Below are 19,028 nucleotides of genomic sequence, written 5' to 3'. Positions count from 1 at the left end.
TTAAGTTAATGTAGATGGGATAGTACCACTACCGGCAACACTTTCGCAGCTGCCTCTGCCGATTGAAAACGCTTTTGCACAAAAAGTGTGTTTTTGCGCAACCCGACGCTTTCCACCACATTAGTGCCATAAATCAGTTGCAAGGCCCGATTTATTAACACATCACTTGCCGCCCCAAAATCTGCCAGCGGCAGTGCCGATAATTCATCTTCTGCATAGTCAGGCGCAATACCGGTATGGTACCCCCCTTTATAGTTTGCATTTTGCAGTTTATATATAATAGGTTGTATTACCCATTGCACCTGCCGGGGCACCCTGCCATCCACAATCTGGATACTGGCTTCATCCTTTCCCAGGGTAGTATCGCCAATTTGTACCACCGGCAGGTATGGTTTCAGGTTGTTGATTAATAATTCGGCGGCCGAAATGGTAGCGCGCGTGGTAAGTACATACACCCGTGAAAGTGAAAGCCGGTTAGCTTCCAGCGCAGCAATAGTATTGCCATTGGCATTGGTAGAAGTTTTTAATACCCGGTTCATCGTATACACCTGGGTGCCTTCGCTGGCATTGCCCTGAAAAACCCCAAACACACTATTATCTGCTACAGGCGCCAGCATGCCCGTTAATTTGGCGCAGGTAGCCACACTGCCGCCAGGGTTATACCGCAGGTCGATAATGCACTCTGTAACGTCGGCGTTTTTCAGTTTAGCAAAAGCAGCTAGCAATACTTCATCATAATCGGCTGAAAATCCATTATATAAGAGATACCCTGTTTTTTTGCCGTTATAGGAAAAATAACGGGTTTGCACTACCACGTTTTCCACAGCATTGGTTTTACCTACTTTCACCGTTTTACCCTCTACCCATTGCCCATCGGTATAGGAACATAAGGTAAGCGCTATCACCTCACCCGACAACAAAGCTGCCTGAACTGTAGCTAAAGTACTGCCACTAATACCCACCCCATTCACCCTGGAAAAGCAGGTCCCCCTTCTAAAACCGGAATTATAAGCAACACTACCTTTTACTACATATGTAATTACCCCTACCATCGTATCCGTAGCTGCCTGCGCTACTATGCTGTAATGAAAATTATATAATTGAAACGTAGTTCTTTGAGGGCCAACATCTACCTGGTTGCTGATATAAGAAAACCGATCCTGGTTACTCACCAGGGAATGAAAAAAATTGCCCGATGGCAATGTATAGTCCGGCGTAGCGGTAATATCACCACTCCAGTAGTAATAACGCTGCATACTATCATATATCCATTTATTGATTTTTCCAATAGAATCCGTGATAACAGGCCCTGAAGCCACATCTTTATTATGGCAGGAAAGTATTCCTGTAAGCAGTAACAGCAATAATGTAACAACGGCTGAACGAGTTGGCATAAAACATAAGGTTTGAAAGGTTTAAAATTCTTTATTAGGAATTTTATATTTATTTTTATTCCATGAACTAATTGTTATGTTTAATGATAAGCGAATGTTTTAACGATTTGTTTAGGAAATTTACCAACACAAGACACCTTGCATATGACCTCAAGGGAAAAATTATTCGATCGCATTTACACCAGCACCCGTGAAAGACTTTTCGCTTATGTAAAAAAATTTGTTCCTGATGAAAGTGGCATCAAGGACATTATGCAGCAGTGTTATATCAAACTATGGATTAACATAGATACCATTGACACCGACGAACAAATGTTGCCCCTTTTATTCAGCTATGCCAAAAACCTGATGATCGATAACATCCGGAAAACGGCTACGGAAAAGAAACATTTCCTGAACCTGAAATTGACGCAGGAAACGGTAACTTCTACCGAGCCGCAGATATGGACCGCAGAAAGTGTGCAGCAGATTAATAAAGCAATAGTGCAAATGCCTTCGCGCCGCAGGAAAATATTCCTGATGCGTAAAGAAGAAGGCTTAACTGTAACAGAAATTGCAACGAAACTGAACATTACGCCCAGAGCCGTTCGCAAACATTTGTCGGAAGCGGTGGACTATCTGAGAAACAATCTGGCAGGTATGGATGTGGTAGCAATCCTGTTTTTATACCAGCTGCCCTATACCTTGCCGCTTTTGATGGATTAACAAGCTTATGAATACCTTTACCCGTTGCCTGCTTACCATTGCAATGGCGGCAAGCATTCTGTCCTGCGAAAAAAATGTAAATGCCGATCGTTTATTACGGCCGGGCGGCGCCTTTGCAGGCACCGCTACCCTCTCAGGCATTATTACGGGTAACCGCACACTCAGTAACGATACCCTGTACCTGCTTAGCGGAAAAGTGTTTGTAACCGCCGGCAGCCTGCTTACCATTGAAGCAGGCGCCCGTATAGAAGGCATTAAATCAACCGATAGCAGCCAGGTAGCCACACTTATAGTATTAAAAGGCGCTCAGATTGATTGCAATGGCACACCCGCCGAGCCGGTGGTATTCACCTCACACGAATCTGTTCCCGCCATGGGCGACTGGGGTGGCATTGTATTATTAGGTAAAGCTTCCCCTGTTACTAAAAACACTTCTCTCAAAAATATTATTACAGACACCAGCCACCACATTGCCCCTGCCCTGTTAAAATACGGCGGCAACCTGCCTGCCGATAATTCCGGCTCTATCAGCTATACCCGCATTGAATATGCAGGCGTTCCCTATAAAATAAGCCCGCTCACCCTTTGCGGCACCGGAAGCGGTACTACGCTGGAATACATAGAAGTAGCCTGTAGCAAAAACAACGCATTTGATTTTAAAGGCGGCAATACCTCTGCCCATCATCTGGTGGCACTTGCCCCTTTGCGGGAAGCCTTTGCCACCAGTGAAGACTATAACGGTAGCATTTCCTATTCATTAGTAGCCGCCAACAATCGCCCGGCTTTTCTGGCCACTATAGATAGTAGTGTAAAAAGCAGTTTTCGTTCCATAACATCAGTACCCCATGCCAGGCCCCTGTTCAGCAACCTTACCGTAGTAGGCTTGCAAAACAAAACCACGCTCACCGGCAACTGGCTGTATGCAGGCATCTTTACCCGCACATTGGGCTACCGTTTGTCTAACTCCCTTTTCCTGGGATACTTTACCAGCATCACTACATCCGATTCGGACTATAATATTATATCAGTACCCCCTTCCACCAAAACCGATGTGAACGACCAGGTGCAACTAATATCCCCCTGGGACTATGCCGACTTTCGCCCGGCTACTTTTTCTCCCGCTGCCACAGGTGGCAAACCTGGTATTACTACTTATAGAGGCGCTTTTGATCCCGAACAGTTTCCCTGGACAGGTATTTGGGCAAGATTTGACTATTAAACAGCCTTTTTACAACTTTTTTCAAAGTATTTTTTGTGTTGGTCATCATATCCAATTCACGCACAACATATTAAAAATCAGCTACTTACATTACTCACAAACCAGTTTGCCTATAATAAAAACAAGCAAAATGTGGTTTGCATGGCCCTTACTGTCGATATACATTTGTATCATCAAAAGAAGCACAAAGCACTAACCCTGCAGAGCTTCAAAAATCAAGATTTATGAAAACAGTTTATTGTGCAGTCATCGCCCTTTTAGTTTCCTTAGTTGCGGTTCCAAACAGCAGCAAAGCAAACACCAACAAAGAAAAAGAAACAACAACCGTATCTGAAAAGCAAGTAACTATTCAGTACACAGGATATAACGAAAACAGCGTGGTATTCCGCGTATCTTTCGATAACCCAACCGCTCAGAAGTTCAGCCTGATTATTAAAAACGAAGCTGGCGACATTCTGTACCAAGGTCAATACAACGAAGCAAACTTCACCAAAGCAGTTCACCTGCTGAAAGAAGCTGACGAAATGAACCCTACTTTCGTTATCCGCGTAGGCAACCAAAGAATTGAGCGTAGCTTCAAAGTAAACTCTACCAGCTCTTCTTCAGAAGACGTAGTAGTTACTAAATTATAGTAGCACACACACAATCCAAATAATGAAAGAGCCATCTCATTTGAGGTGGCTTTTTTAGTGCCCGTATGGGAAGGTATTTCAATGGCAGATTCCCTCCCGCAGCCCCGGCGGTGTTAACCGTAAGGTAACATTCAGCTGCTAGCTTTGTGCTACATGAACTACATAATTATTATAGGCGCATTTCAAAGCCTGGTGGCGTTATGGTTGTTTGTAGCCCATAGACAAAAACGACCTGCAGATACCCTGCTTAACTGGATTTTGCTGTGCATTTTTACGCACCTATGTATCAAGTTTACCATTTTTGCGGCCGATGGCCATCACGACATTAAAACAGCCTTCAATACATTTATCGATCTGGCCTATGGCCCGTTGTTATGGATGTACACTTCCAAAATTTCCAACTCCAGATACCAGCCCATGCAGCACTGGTACCTGCTGGTGCCTACCCTGCTGGCCTGCATTTTCTATTTCTCTATATTATTATACCTGGTTGCCGATGGCACACACCCCGCACAGTTACTCAACGGCTACAACCAGGTTACCGCACATGCCATTAACCTGTTCAACATCCTGTTCCCGGTGCTGTGTTTAAAAAAGGCAGCCCGCCTGCCCCAATTCTGGAGGTCGGAACGCAGGCTGATACAAAAGATAGCCGTCATCTGGCTGGGCCTGGGTATACTATCCTTCCTGCTTACCTACATTATTACTCCGCTGGAACTGTTTAACGCCGATACACTCAATATCACTATCCGCATTATCGCTTATAGTCTGATGGTGGTAATATCCCTGTTCATTATCCGATATCGCCTGGCGAGGCTGGCAGGCGAAACAGCCGCCGCGGCAACTGTAGCTGCAGCACCTGCTTTTGTAGAAGAAATGGCAGCAGAGCCGGCAATCATCAACGAAGAAGAAAACACAGCAACACTTCCCCTGGCAGCCAAACGCACCGTACTCACCAGCCAGCAGCAAACAGAAGTAACAGAAAAACTGGTGGCTTTAATGGAGAAAAAGAAAACCTATACCGATCCCGATCTTACCCTTGAAAAACTGGCAGCCGAAAGCCAGATACCCCGGCATCATATATCAGAAGCCTTAAACCATCACTTAGGCAAAACCTTTTACCAGTTCATCAACGACTTTCGTATGAAAGAGGTGTTACATCTACTGGATAAATGCAAGAAACAACAAATAACACCCGGCATACTTTCCCTGGCATTTGAAGCAGGCTTCAACTCTAAATCTACTTTCAACCAGTACTTTAAAAAAGCTACCGGTTACACCCCATCCGAATACCTGAAAAAAGCCAATGCACCCGGAAAACATTACACCTCCAGCACTATACTGGCCCTGGAATAAATAACCGATGCCTTTTGGTAACCTTTTCATAACACAACACAAACAACTGACAATCAACGCCAACAAGTGCTAATGCTGCAAAAATAAACACCTCAGGTACCGGTTGGCCGAGCCGGACGAACCTGTAAAACCGGCAAAGCAGTTTTGCTGAAAATTTACATCTCATGCGTAACAAACGGCTTTTAGTAACAGGTTTAAAAAGTGGCCTGCTACTGTTTAGCATTACAGGATGGGGGCAATTAATGGCCCAGGTGGTAAAAGGTACTATTACCGGCAGGGATGGTTTACTTCCCGGCGCCACCATCAGCAGTTCTAATGGTAGCAAATCTACTACTACCAATCTGGATGGTACTTTTACCTTCCTGCTTCCCTCATTAGGCAAACAAACCATTACCGTTTCTTATGTGGGTTATCTGAAAAAACAAATGGAAATAGTAGTAAGCAAAGGCGTGAACGATGCCGGCACTATTGAATTATCTCCCGACAACACCGGCCCGTCCTCAATACTGGTAAGAGGAACAATGGCGCCTTCACAAATAAAAGCATATAGTATTAAAAGAAACTCTGTGGCCATTATGGATGTAATAGCTGCGGATGCTATTGGCAAACTACCCGATCGTAACGCTGCCGAAGCAGTACAACGTATGCAGGGTGTGGCTGTTGCCCGTTACCACGGCGAAGCCGATCAGGCCACCGTGCGCGGAACCCCGTTTGCATGGACCTCTACCATGTTCAACGGCAGCCGTTTACCCAGCTCTAACGTGCTGGGCAACCGCTCATCCGTACTGGATGCTGTGCCTTCAGAAATGATACAGTATGTACAAGTGGCCAAAGCCCTTACGCCCGACTGGGAAGGCGATGCCATTGGTGGTTCTATCAACTTTATCACCCGCACTGCTCCTGCCAAAAGACAGCTGAACGCAAGCCTGGCAGGTGGTTACAATTCCTTCTCGCAAAATGGTACGTACAATGCCTCATTAGTATATGGCGACCGTTTCTTTAACAACAAGCTGGGTGTAATGCTGGCGGGTGCTATCTGGGACAGACAATGGGGTACTGATAGCTATGAAATTGCCTACAATACCGGTTTAAGCGACGCTACACAGCAAAAATCTATCAGCACAGCGTTACTGAAAAGATACATGGGCAAAAGGCAAACCTATGGTGGTAACCTGGGCCTGGAATACAAATTCAACGCAGCCCACAAAATCACCTTTCGTGGCTTAATGGATAAGTTTAATGACATACGTCCCGTATACGAATCGTATGTGGATTATAACAACAGCCGTTACCAGTACAACTACCGCTACTCTTATTACCAAACCAAACTGAATGGAGCAGAACTGGGTGGCGAACACCAGCTGTCTTCTAAAATAAAATTAGATTGGAGTGTAAGCGATTATTTATCTAAATACTATCTCAAAACCCCGGGAACCTCCGAAAATAACGGTTTACCTATTGCTACCTTCCGCCAGAAAATTACCGGAGGTTTCAATAACCTCTCTTCTGACGGCAAAAGATACTGGGGCTTTGACTCCCCTAACGGTGTAGGTGGCGAAGCATTAAGCTTTGAGCCGGGTATTGCTGATAAATCGGAAGTAATGGACGCCAGCAAATTAACCTTACAGCAGCTGGTTGTATCCCAACTGGATACCAAAGAGCGTGATAAAACTGCACAGGTAAATGTAAAATTCAATATCAACTCACGTCTTAGCATAAAAGCAGGTGGCAAGTTCCGGCACAAATACAGAAGCAGCCTGTACGGTTCTAACTTCGTATACATAGCTACCGGCTCAGCTCCATTGCAGACCTTATCCTCTTTACAAACAACCGATAAGCCAGGCGGTGAAACCTTTTTCAAAAACATGGGTGGCCATTACAATCAATACGTAATGAACCCATTAACCAAACAGCAGTTGTTTGATCAGTTCAGCGCCGGTTCACTTAGCCAAAACGGCTTTGCCAACTATACCAGCGCTACCAATGCTACCAACCCATACACAGGAACAGAAGACGTTACAGCAGGTTATGTGATGGCTGAATACGACGCCACCAGCCAATTAAAAATCATTGGTGGTGTACGTAACGAATACACAAACATGACACTGAACGGCAACAAAGCCAATACAACTTCTTCAGGCACTACTATTGAAGCCGCTACGGTAAAAAGCAATTACAATGCTTTACTGCCTATGCTGCACTTTAAATATGCGTTGAACGATAAGGCAAATATCCGTGCCGCATATACCAGAACCTTTATCCGTGCCAATTTCAGCGATTTAACACCGGGCCAGTCTGTAAACAGCACCTCCAGCGTTATCGCCATCACCAAAGGCAATCCTGATTTGAAACCCACTTTCAGCAACAACTTCGACCTGATGGCCGAATACTATTTCAACAACATAGGCATGTTGTCTGGCGGCGTGTTTTATAAGCAACTCAGCAACCTGATATTCAGCAACACCACTGCTTATATACAGGACGGCACTAACTATACAGTAACACAGGCCAATAACCTGGATAATGCGCACCTCTATGGCGTGGAAGCAGGCATTAACAAAAGGTTCGATTTCTTAAAAGGTTTCTGGAGCGGGTTTGGTGTAGAAGTGAACGGATCTTACATCCAGTCTGAAGTAAACATCCCACGCACTACAAGCACTATCACTGACAAATCCAGCTTGCCTAACCAATCTAAAGTATTATTCAACACCATCCTTTTTTACGAGCGCAAAGGTGTAATGGTTCGCCTGGCAGGTAACTATAGAGGCAAGTCGGTAGAAACCATTAACCAGAAACTGGGCAAAGACTTTTACATATGGACAGATAAGAACTTCACGGTAGATGCATCAGCCACGGTAACCTTAACCAAATCGCTGAAAGTATTTGCAGAACTGAACAACCTGACCAATCAACCTTTAAAAACCTATATGGGCGACCAGCGCCGTATAGCTACGGCGGAATGGTATGGCATACGCGGACAGGCTGGTATACGTTGGGACATTATTCACTAATTCATCTATAATCTTAAAAAATACTACAATGAAAAAACTGATCCTTTTATCCGCCATTCTGGCCCCCGCACTTTCTTTTGCCCAATTACAGGACAGTGCACAACGCCTGGTACACATGCAGGGCGCTATTAACTTCCGCGATGCCGGCGGTTACACCACCAGCAACGGCAAACACGTTGCATGGGGTAAAGTATTCCGCAGCGCCGAAATCAGCAAATTAACCGATGCCGATCTGCAAACCTTTAACAGCAAAAAAATACATTCTGTTATCGATTTCCGCGGCACCAAAGAAGCAGCCGCAGCACCAGACAGGTTACCAACCGGCACTCCTTATTTGTTATGCCCTGCCGGTAGCGACAGCATTCCTTCCATGCAGCAGATAGCGGCTTTAATAAAATCACAAAGCGGCTTCCTCACAGGCATGTATGGCGCACCAAGTGTTAAATACTATGGCGAACGTTATAAGCCGTTATTTCAGCAATTATTAACCATGCCCGACACGGCTGCTCTGTTATACCATTGCACCGGCGGACGCGACAGAACCGGTATGGCTACCGCCTTATTCCTGTATGCACTGGATGTGCCCATGCAAACTATTGAAGCCGATTTCACCGCATCGAATGTTTACCTGAAACCCATGCACGACCAAATGTTTGCAGGTATGTCTAAAGCAATGGGCTTAACTCCCGAGCAGGTGAAAAAAGAAATGGAGCTGCGCCCCGAACTGCTGCAAAGCTTTTTCGGTGCTTTAAAAGACAGCTACGGCTCTGTTGAAAACTTTATGGATAAAGAATTAGGCGTTGGTCCAAAAGAATTGGCTATATTAAAAGCAAAGTATACATTTTAATCCCTCCCCCGTTCCCCATTGAAAACCGAGCGATTCCCCGAATCGAAGAGTAGCAGGCTGCATCTGGCAACAGATGCAGCTTTTTTATTGTAGCATATTTTATGGATATGCTTTCGAAAATATTATATTTGAAATTAACCCTGCTATCAATATTCAACAAAAGGCCTCCATACAAGTGACACCACTTTATAACCGGCTTGCATACCACTGATTAAAAACAACGCTTAACATATAACTCATGGAACAACTACCTACTTTAACCACAGAACGCTTGCAATTAACCCCCTTTACAGCAAGCGATATTCCTGTTATCGTCCAATACGCCAACAACCCCAATGTTTCGGCCTATACGCTCAACATGCCCTACCCCTATGCAGAGAAAGATGCCATTTACTGGATCAATTCATCTAACCAGGGCTTTCAACAAAAAAACAATTACCTGTTCGCTGTTCGCTTAAAAGAAACCCTGGAGTTTATTGGTGGCGTAGGCTTGCGCGTAGAAGCCCGGTTTTCCCAGGCAGAATTAAGCTACTGGGTTGCTGAGCCTTTTTGGGGCCAGGGCTATATTACAGAAGCAGCACAGGCAGCCATTGAGTTCGGCCTTAAGATACTCGCTCTAAACAAAATTACCGCCCACTACATTGATAAAAACATGGCTTCCGGCAAAGTGATGGAAAAATGCGGCATGCAAAAAGAAGGAGAACTGAAAGAGCATGTTTGCAAAAACGGCGTGTTTCATAACATCATCATGTATGGTATTACAAAAACAGATTATGCAAGTATGCAAAGCTCGCGGTAAGCGCCTACACTGAACAAAATGAACAAAGCCGTTCATACCCCTGCTGCTATATTTATCGTTTAAACCGTTTAACGACTAATGCCAAACGAATACGATAAGATACTGCGAGAAACCTTTAAACGCCCCAAACCCAACTTATTAAAATTGCTACTGGAAGTGGATGTACAAAGTATACAAGCCTTCCCTCCCAAAGTACAACAAACCATTATTGAACAGGAAGCCGATACGGTGCTGGAGGTGCAACCGGTAACAGGTTCCCCCTTTATACTCCACCTGGAGTGGCAATCTTCCAACGATAAAAAAATGGCCATGCGAATGGCCCGGTACGACCTGCTGTTGTCATACAGTTATGAAAAAGAAGTAATGGGAGCAGTCATTTATGTGGGCAAAAATCGACTGGCTATGAATAACCAATGTGGTTTTTACGGCTTTCATTACACCTGTCCCATTATTGATATTCGTAATATCCCTCCCGAAGTATTCCTTTCTTCTACCGATCCGGGTGAAGTGGTTCTGGCAATTCTCACAGACAAGGCTACCAGGCAGGGAGTAATACAGGAAATTTTGCGTAAATTGCGTATATTAACGGAAGGAGATGAAGCCTTTTTCCAAGAAAAAGTCAGACATCTTGAAATTTTATCCCAGTTACGGGACAATGATTTACAAACGTTATTAAAAGAAGAGGAGGAGCATATGCCTATTATTCTAGATATAAAAAAAGACTTCCGCTACCAGCAAGGAGTAACAGAGGGGATTCAGGAAGGAGGATATGAAAAGCAACTGGAAATTGCACGTAATATGTTAAAAGAGCACTTCCCCGCTTCAATGATAACGAAACTAACCGGTATTCAACCTGAAACCTTGCAGGAACTAAAGAATAAAAAACAAATAGATTAACGAAATAAATAATGGCTGCCCCAAATGCAGCCATTATCATTTAATAGCAGCGACAAAATCAAAAGCCGCCTTCTGACACAAGGCGGCTTTGACATTGACACAAACCCTATATCGTTTCCTCATAAATATTCCCAAACCTGTCTGTCGCTTTGACGGTTATTTTAGTGGCTTGGCCGGTAGGCTTGGCAAAAAACATATGATCGGTTAGATTGGGTTCAACAAACTTGCGTTTAACGGGCAGTTGCGGACCTAAATACAGCTCAGCTGCCCAGGGATCAAAGGATACACGGCGCTGCATCTCCCCTTTCAACACACCATCTTCATACCATTCTACCTTCCACTTGTTATCCCAGTTCCACACGTTGGCAGATATTTCATCAGGGTATTCTTTCACGCGGCCTTTTTCATAAATACGCAGTTGCTTATCCTTCGTCATGCCGGTGCCTTTATAGTACCACTTAATATCCGATCCGTCTACTTCGTACACTCCATAACCAGCAGGCGTGCCATCGCCGCAAATAGGGCCTGTCCACCAGGCGCCACATACCGTACCGTGGTTATGTTCCATAATATCGCCTTCTTCCCAGTTATCATTGAAGTGCGTGTGGCCGCTCATAATATGAGCCTTAAAAGGAGCCAGCATTTTATACAGCTGTTTCCTGTTGGCTACAGTGCCACCCGGCTCGTCTTCTTTCTTTTTCATACGACGGCCCTGGCCGGTATAGGTAGGAATGTGCAGGTTTACCACTATCATACTGCCTGGTTTTACCAGCGCCAGATCCTGCTCCAGCCATTGCAGCTGGTTTTCGGTGATATAGCCGATGTAGTTTTTACTGGCCCCCAGAAAAAACACATCATCCAGTACTACATAGTGAATATCTCCCCTGTTAAAGGAATAGTAAGTAGGGCCAAATTGTTGTTTAAAAGTATGCGCACTTAAATCGTCAGTACGTGCTTCCAGGTCCATATCGTGATTACCTATCAGGTTGTAAAAAGGCACCCCTGTTAAAGCCACTGCCTTTTTATAATCTTCAAACAATTCCAGCTCATCCCATACCAAGTCGCCGCAGCCAATGCCATGTATCAGCGTTCCGGCAGGTAACGATTTTACCAGTTCTTTTAAATCCGGTACACTCTGCTTTACCAATTGCTCCACATCGCTTTTGTTTTTCACCTGCGGATCGGCCCATACTACAAAATGATGCTTGCGGTCATCCACCTCCAGCTTATCCAAAGCAAAATCGTTCTTTACCACAGCCGCTTTGCTAATGGGTTTATAAAACGCCGCTATCCCCTTTTCTTCCGGGAAAGCGTAGCCCGAAGGCACACTGATGTATACAAACTGCGCCGTAGCATTACTCAGCAATTCATATTCGCCATTCTTATCGGTTTGCGCAATATTAATCCCATCTGTAACCGCCACACCTGCAATACCTTTACCCTTGCTGTGTACACGGCCACGCAGCGTAATACTGCTTACATCTATATTCCCCTTTTTTGCAAAAGGAGAAGCCTTCAATAAAGAAGGCGCAGAAAGCAGGGAACCTGCTAAACCTAATTTCTTTAAAAAGCTTCTTCTGTTATCCATCATGTCTGTTGCTGTTTATTCTATAGTAGTAGTGTTACCCGCTTCAATTTCACTCAACTGCGCGTTAATAGTAAGTGTGATACTGCCTTGCGATCTTGCTTTTTTCCATCTGCCCAGCGAAGTGCTGTACACCCCACCCAGTATATTAAATATGCCCAGGTTACCGGTATTATAGCTCAGGTTCTTTGTATTGCTGCCATTCAAATAAAACGGCTGTTCCTGTCCGCTATCTGAAAGCGGATTGATTACATCATACCAGTCATTATTACAGATACGGTATCCTTTTGCAGGAGGACCCGCAGAATAGATGCTGCCACCAGTGGAAATAAAAATCACATCTATGGGCTTCGAAGCTTCTGTAACAGTAGTTCCGGCAAATACAGCCATACCAAAAGCATTACCACTGTTGGCCAGCAGGTTACTGGTTTTAGTGCCAAAACTATTGCCGTTATTAGAGTTATAATTCCACGCATTGATCCATTTGGCAGTGGTGCTGATATCGGTAGAGTTTTCTCCGTTAATACGCTTATACGGACATCCTACATAAAAGAACTCATTCTTTTTTACCGAGCCCGAAGTAAGGTTGATTTTATAGCTGCGTAAACCACCTGTAGCCCATCCATTGGCAGGATACCCGGTAGGTGTAGAAGCATTGGCATTGTTACAGGTTACCACCGCAAAAGGCGTTTCGGCAAAATTTACATCGCGCGTAGCTTTCAGCTGAATATATTCATAAGTGCTATCCGTACCAATAGGATCGCTCATAAACCCGGTAATAACAATATCAGGAATTTCAATAACCGAGCTTAATACCATCTTATCGGTACGCTTACGTAAATAAAAACGGGGCGATACCGTATCAGCAGCTATTGTATTTAACACAATCCCATAATACTTAGCCATTATCGGCGCTTCCTCCTTTGCAAAGGTTGCATTAGCCGATGTGCGCAAGATTAATTCACCATAACTATCATTCATTACCTTATCCCCTTCCAGCACATCACCCGGTTGCGGCAAAGGATTAAAGCTTTCTTTTACAACAGCCAGTAAAGTACTTTCATAATCGCCCGGCGCAGCCAGTATTTTATCAGATGTAACCATGCCGATGGGAATAGTTACATTAGTAGCCACCTTATCAATCATAGCCGTTGTAATACCCGTTAACTGCAACATGCCATCCACTCTTTTCAGCACCGCTCCTTCTACACGAATCACCACCGAATCGCCATGCGTAAAATCATTGGCAGCAGCTCCCAGTGGAATAGCAATACCCCGCAGTTTGGATAAACGGCGGCTATCCTGCACTATCAATAAACCCTCCGGCAAATTCTTTTCTGTATGATCGCTTACTACCACACCGGTAATAGCATTACTGCCCCCCATTACCTCGCGGGAAAGAACAAGATCATTTCCTTTAAACAGGTTGCGAACATCATATAACCCAATATAGGGGCTTACCTCACCACCCGGGTAATTACCCTTTTTGCAGGCTCCCATAAAAACAAGAGCAGATAATAAGAAAGAATATATCAATAGCTTTTTCATTATTTGTTTTTTATGACCAACTATTTCAAATTATAAGCAATAAACGCCGTTAGGGCTTTTGCCACCACACCTGGGTTGATATTTCATCCGGCCCCTGGTTGGCAATGGCTTTTTTGTAATTGGTAGGGTTAGTAGATAAAATGTATATCGGGTAGGTCATACGCGCAGGCATTACACCATTATTACGTAAACCCGCTCCCTTGGGCAAATTAGGATGCCCGGTACGGCGATATTCAAACCACTGCTGCATATCGGTTAAAAACAAAGCGTAATACTTTTGCAGGTGAATCAGTTCCATCTTCTGATCCTGGGTGTAATTATCATCCCAGTCCATATCAATACCTGCCAGGTAAGTAGTAATGGAGGTAGTAAACTTAGGCACCCATAAAGTGATACTGCTTTTAACGCCATTATTATAATAATTGGAAGCCGGGCCGCTGATCCAGCCTTTGGCAGCTGCTTCAGCCAATATCAACTGCAGTTCGGCATAGTTCATCATCATACCCGTTAACGGCTCCGACATTAACGTGGCCCCCTTGGTGGATGTAGAATAGAAATACGATTTTTTCACCGGGTTTTCGCCAGGCGAATACCCCGAAGGAATGCCCTGGTACGAGCCCGAATAAGGCGCAATAGCCCAACGGTTATACCCGCCGCTGCCGTAGGTAGGAATATCAATACGCGGATCGCTCCAGCGGCTGAGGTTATCGATAAAAAAGCTACCCAGCCCCGGCGTTCTGAAATCCTGCTCGCGCACGCTCATATAAGGCGATACAATAGGCCCTGCACCCGTCCAGCGCAGGATAGCACTTTCCGCATTACTGTCAATAGTAGGATAATCGCTATGCTTTACTTCTACTATCTCTTTAAACTTCTTAATCACCGTATCGGCCACTTCTGCCTTACCCGAAACGCGCATCAGCAAACGCAGGTACAGCGAGTTGCCAAATTTTTGCCATTTCGATACATCCCCATAATACACCGGGTCGTTAGAGGCATCAATAGCCACTTTAGATGCTAACAGCTTATTCGCTTCTTCCAGTTTGGAAAAAATGCCCAGGTATATATTTTTTTGCGAATCAAAAGCAGGCTCGTAGTTAGCACTGTCTTTCGCTTCTCCCGCTTCGGTATAAGGCACATCGCCATACGTATCGGTAAGCATGGAATAAATCCACGACTGGCAAATAAGCGAAATGCCCATATACGATTTGTTTGCGGTAAGCGGGTTGCTGGCCAGCTTATACATATCGCGAAAATTGGTTAGCTCCGAGTACCAGCCATTGTATAAATAATCTGCCCAGGTAGCACGGTAATCGTAGCGAAACACCTTGCCCTCCGCATCACTCATATCCACCGTAACCTGCATCAGCTCATTGTTAAAATTGCGGTTACGCTGCATGTTATAGTTCAACGTATTCACTAGGGCCGGGGCCATTAGCTGGCCCGGCTGTGCGTTCGTTTGATTGTTAGGATCGGTATTAATATCTGTAAAGTTTTTGGTGCAGGAGGTAAACGCAATGCTCATTACCACCACCGCAACAGCTACTGTATAAATCATCTTTTTCATTCCGGGAAATTTTAAAGTCCGATAGACAGGTTAAAGCCATAAGAACGGGTTGAAGGAAACTGACCTACTTCAAACCCTTGTACAATGTCGGTACCATTCAATGTACCAAACTCAGGATCGAACATCGGCCATGGCGACCAGATAAACAGGTTACGGCCATACACCCCTACTGTTACACGTTGTAAGCCCGCCTTCTTCAACATCTTGCTGTTTAATGTATAGTAAATGCTGGCTTCCCTGAACTTGATAAAGTCGGTGCTGAACGTGCTACCCTCGGCATTATCCGCCCCGTAGTGCGAGCGATAATACTCATCAATATCCATCGTAAGCACATCATTCTTGCGGTATTTACCGTCAGTACCCAGTATTACACCATTGCCAATAATGCCACTGTAACGGCCTGGTAAAGTGTTAGGCGTTTTACCCTGCTCAGCCAGTTTATAGTGCATCAGCGAATGTGCTACAGCGCCCACCTGCGCATCAAACAACAGGTGCAGGCGAAATTGTTTGTAAGTAAAATCGTTGGTAAAGCCCATCTTCCATTTAGGAATAGTGTTACCCAGGTACTTCACATCTTCTGTTAACGCAGCAAATCCGGTAGTGGCATCATATACCACCTGTCCATCCGGGGCACGCTGGTAACCTTTACCATACAGGTCGCCCATACTGCCACCTACTTTTGCCACAATCTGACCACCACCTACATAACCCGTTTGCAGCACCACCGAGCTATCCGGCAACTCCTTAATACGGTTGCGGTTGGCAGAGAATACCATACTGGTAGTCCATTTAAAATTCTTGGTTACCACAGGCGAAGCATTCAACGTTACTTCAATACCCTGGTTATTTACCTTACCCGCGTTGATCACCTTTTTGGTATAACCCGAAGCGCGGTCAATAATGCGGTATAAGATCTGGTCTTTGGTTAAACCGGTATACACTGCCACATCTACACTCAGGCGGTTGTTCAGCATACGCACCTCTGTACCCGCTTCGTAGGTAATGGTTTTTAAAGGCTTTAAATCGGGGTTAGCCAATACAGAAGGGTTTTCTAAACCACCACTATATAAGCTGCCCGCACTGGCATAGTTATAAGCAGTAAGATAAGGCGTGGTGCTGCCACTGCCCACACTGGAAGCCGAAAAACGCAGCTTGGCATAGTTCACCCACTTAGGCATATGCCACACATCCGAAGCAATAAAGCTTAAGTTAACAGAGGGATAAAAGAATCCTGCATTCGCCGTGCGCTCCGGCGTGGCCAGCACACTGTTCCAGTCCTGGCGCGCCGTAATATCACCAAACACCAGGTTTTTATAGCCCACCGACACCAATCCGTAAAAGCTGTTAATAGCATACTTGCTCTTATAAGGCATAGTAACCAATGGCCCCTTGCTGTTAGCCAGCGAGTACACACCAGGGTAAGTAAGCGAATCGGCGCGTACTTCATCCCTGTTATAGTTGTTGCGCAGGGTGCTACCACCCACAGTGGCAGTAACATCCCAGTCGCGGTTCACCTTCTTATTATACTTTAACAAAAAGTCAGTGCTTTCCTCCATAGAAAAGATATTCTGTGTGCGGTAGCTGCCTTTAGGATATTTAGTACCCGCATCATATGGCCGCTGCTGCGCACGTGCTTCATAAGCAAAGTCAATAGAAGATCTTACCTGCAGGCTAAACTCTTTCGTAAAAGCATAAGCAGCCTGTACGTTACCTGTTAAAGAATGGCGGTTACTCTTATTTAAAAACTCGTAGGTTACCGCATAGGGGTTGGAAGGATAAGAGCTATAAGGATATACGATATTCAACCCCTCCTGCCCTTTGGCCCAGTAATTCTTTAACCATTCCGGGTTGGCATTCGGCTGCCAGAAAATGTACCAGTACATAATGCTCTGGTTGCCATAACCCGCGCCCGGCAGGTTATCGCTCCACTTATTGGTATAGTTTAATTTGGAAGAAACCGTAAACTGATCGCTCACTTTAGAGTTCACCGAAAACGATACCGTGTTACGCTTAAAACCCGTGTTAGGCAGTATCCATTTATTATCTACATGCGTAATGGATAAGCGCGAACTGGTTTTGTCCGAACCACCATCAATACTGATCGTATTGGCAATATCACTACCCGTTGCAAAAAAGTTACGGGTAGCATTTTTATAAGGAACCCAAGGGGTAGGTGTTGTTCCTTTCGTTTGTGTTAACGGATCGTACTGGTAAAACAGCTGTCCGTCAAACTTAGGCCCGTAAGCACTACTGGTAGTGCTGTTGGCGCTTTTGCCATATTCATAATCTGCCTGACCATCCAGGCCCATACCATATTCATACTGCAATGCCGGCCAGCGGTTAGGCGTTTCAACCGAAGCATTGGAATTAATATTTACATTCAGCTTTCTCTTTTTATTAGCACCCGCCTTAGTGGTAATGATCAAAGCACCATTCGCACCACGCTGACCATATAAGGCAGCAGCACCTGGCCCTTTCAATACTGTTACCGTTTCAATATCTTCCGGGTTCAGATCGTTTAAACTGCTACCATAGTCGGCAGGCATGTTATCACTACCCGTGCCATAAGCAGTTTCGCCGGTAATAGCACTACGGCGGCCACTACCCTGGTTGATAATAACACCATCTACTACTATCAGCGCTTCATTATCACCGGTAAGGTTATTCTCCCCACGCAGGATAATTTTATTGGAACCCGAAGGACCACTGTTACTTCTTACCAGGTTAAGGCCAGCCACCTTACCCGATAAAGCATCCGTCCAGTTGGTAGAAATAGAATTCGTTAACTGATCGTTAGAAATAACAGTAGCAGCATATCCCAGCGCCCTTTCGGCACGTTTAATACCCAGCGCCGTTACCACCACACCATCTATTTCCTTTACATCTTTCGATAACTCAATCACAAACACATCGTCATTGTTCCCCCCAAAAGTTCTTTTCACCGGGTAGTAACCAACAGCCGCCACTTCCATAGTCCCATCTGTCTGGTACACGGTTTTATTAAAAAAACCTTTTTCATCCACTACCACCGTTACGGTTTTATAACCGTCCTGCTTAATGGTAACAGACGCGCCCTGCACGGGTTCGTTATTATCCATTACCTTACCATGCAACGTCATAGTACCCACTACCGCCTTCTTCACAGCAGGAGCTTTCTTAATTACATAATTGTTGCCCGCGCCGGTAGCTACAAAATGCGCAGGCGCCAGCACCTTGTTCAGCAGCTCTTCTACCGAGCCTGCTTCTACCGTACCAGCCTGCACCTGCACAGCAGACAGCTCGTCACTAACATAAGCCAGTTGCACATGAAAACGTTTTCCAAACTGCTCCATTACGGCCGACAGTTTACCAGCAGCATGCTGAAAATGAAGCAGGGTAGTTTGCGCCGGCAGCCAATAGGTACATACCATTAGCAGCACCACCATTAACCCGCCCCTTCGTGTAAAATTCCCTTGTTGCATAGTTGTT

At 45.0% G+C, this 19,028-nt stretch carries 13 protein-coding genes; 8 read left to right on the top strand and 5 right to left on the bottom strand.

Annotated features, from left to right (window positions below):
* Positions 1 to 5 precede the first annotated feature (5 nt).
* Positions 6 to 1,394: a S41 family peptidase gene (locus tag FLA_RS08125; RefSeq protein ID WP_076381218.1), complete on the bottom strand. Its 1,389-nt coding sequence runs from the start codon at positions 1,392 to 1,394 to the stop codon at positions 6 to 8.
* Between the two features lie 144 nt (positions 1,395 to 1,538).
* Here FLA_RS08125 and FLA_RS08120 point away from each other — a divergent pair, with 144 nt between their 5' ends.
* From FLA_RS08120 to FLA_RS08085, 8 genes are all read left to right on the top strand, one after another.
* Positions 1,539 to 2,099 carry a sigma-70 family RNA polymerase sigma factor gene (locus FLA_RS08120; protein ID WP_076381219.1) on the top strand — a complete coding sequence of 187 codons (561 nt, stop codon included), beginning with the start codon at positions 1,539 to 1,541 and terminating at the stop codon, positions 2,097 to 2,099.
* 7 nt (positions 2,100 to 2,106) lie between these two features.
* The gene (locus tag FLA_RS08115; RefSeq protein ID WP_076381220.1) at positions 2,107 to 3,318 is read left to right on the top strand and encodes a bactofilin family protein; all 1,212 of its coding nucleotides are present in this window, start codon (positions 2,107 to 2,109) and stop codon (positions 3,316 to 3,318) included.
* A gap of 224 nt (positions 3,319 to 3,542) precedes the next feature.
* On the top strand, positions 3,543 to 3,950 hold the full coding sequence (locus tag FLA_RS08110) for a hypothetical protein (protein WP_076381221.1): 408 nt from the start codon (positions 3,543 to 3,545) through the stop codon (positions 3,948 to 3,950).
* A 153-nt stretch (positions 3,951 to 4,103) separates the two neighbouring features.
* A complete protein-coding gene (locus FLA_RS08105; RefSeq protein WP_076381222.1) occupies positions 4,104 to 5,306 on the top strand; it encodes an AraC family transcriptional regulator in 1,203 nt (400 codons plus the stop codon).
* A gap of 164 nt (positions 5,307 to 5,470) precedes the next feature.
* Entirely contained in the window at positions 5,471 to 8,317 is a 2,847-nt protein-coding gene (locus tag FLA_RS08100) for a TonB-dependent receptor (RefSeq protein WP_076381223.1), read from the top strand.
* A gap of 28 nt (positions 8,318 to 8,345) precedes the next feature.
* Positions 8,346 to 9,164, top strand: coding sequence for a tyrosine-protein phosphatase (locus tag FLA_RS08095; RefSeq protein WP_076381224.1), 819 nt, complete (start codon positions 8,346 to 8,348; stop codon positions 9,162 to 9,164).
* A 238-nt stretch (positions 9,165 to 9,402) separates the two neighbouring features.
* Positions 9,403 to 9,963, top strand: a complete 561-nt coding sequence (locus FLA_RS08090) for a GNAT family N-acetyltransferase (RefSeq protein ID WP_076381225.1) — start codon at positions 9,403 to 9,405, stop codon at positions 9,961 to 9,963.
* Positions 9,964 to 10,041: 78 nt separating this feature from the next.
* A complete protein-coding gene (locus FLA_RS08085) occupies positions 10,042 to 10,860 on the top strand; it encodes an RpnC/YadD family protein (RefSeq protein WP_076381226.1) in 819 nt (272 codons plus the stop codon).
* Positions 10,861 to 10,966: 106 nt separating this feature from the next.
* Here FLA_RS08085 and FLA_RS08080 read toward each other — a convergent pair whose 3' ends face one another.
* Genes FLA_RS08080 through FLA_RS08065 form a run of 4 tightly spaced genes read right to left on the bottom strand, consistent with a single transcriptional unit; the run spans position 10,967 to position 19,021 of the window.
* Positions 10,967 to 12,451 (bottom strand): calcineurin-like phosphoesterase C-terminal domain-containing protein, encoded by a 1,485-nt coding sequence (locus tag FLA_RS08080; RefSeq protein WP_084206421.1) that lies wholly within the window; start codon positions 12,449 to 12,451, stop codon positions 10,967 to 10,969.
* A gap of 12 nt (positions 12,452 to 12,463) precedes the next feature.
* Positions 12,464 to 13,993, bottom strand: a complete 1,530-nt coding sequence (locus tag FLA_RS08075) for a DUF5689 domain-containing protein (RefSeq protein ID WP_076381227.1) — start codon at positions 13,991 to 13,993, stop codon at positions 12,464 to 12,466.
* A gap of 49 nt (positions 13,994 to 14,042) precedes the next feature.
* Positions 14,043 to 15,560, bottom strand: a complete 1,518-nt coding sequence (locus tag FLA_RS08070; protein ID WP_076381228.1) for a SusD/RagB family nutrient-binding outer membrane lipoprotein — start codon at positions 15,558 to 15,560, stop codon at positions 14,043 to 14,045.
* 11 nt (positions 15,561 to 15,571) lie between these two features.
* Positions 15,572 to 19,021 carry a SusC/RagA family TonB-linked outer membrane protein gene (locus tag FLA_RS08065; RefSeq protein WP_197705873.1) on the bottom strand — a complete coding sequence of 1,150 codons (3,450 nt, stop codon included), beginning with the start codon at positions 19,019 to 19,021 and terminating at the stop codon, positions 15,572 to 15,574.
* Between the last annotated feature and the right edge of the window lie 7 nt (positions 19,022 to 19,028).

It is taken from the genome of Filimonas lacunae, assembly GCF_002355595.1.
Lineage (GTDB): Bacteria > Bacteroidota > Bacteroidia > Chitinophagales > Chitinophagaceae > Filimonas > Filimonas lacunae.
The sequence above is the reverse complement of the archived record's forward strand: the minus strand, read 5'-3'. Positions and strand labels throughout refer to the sequence as shown.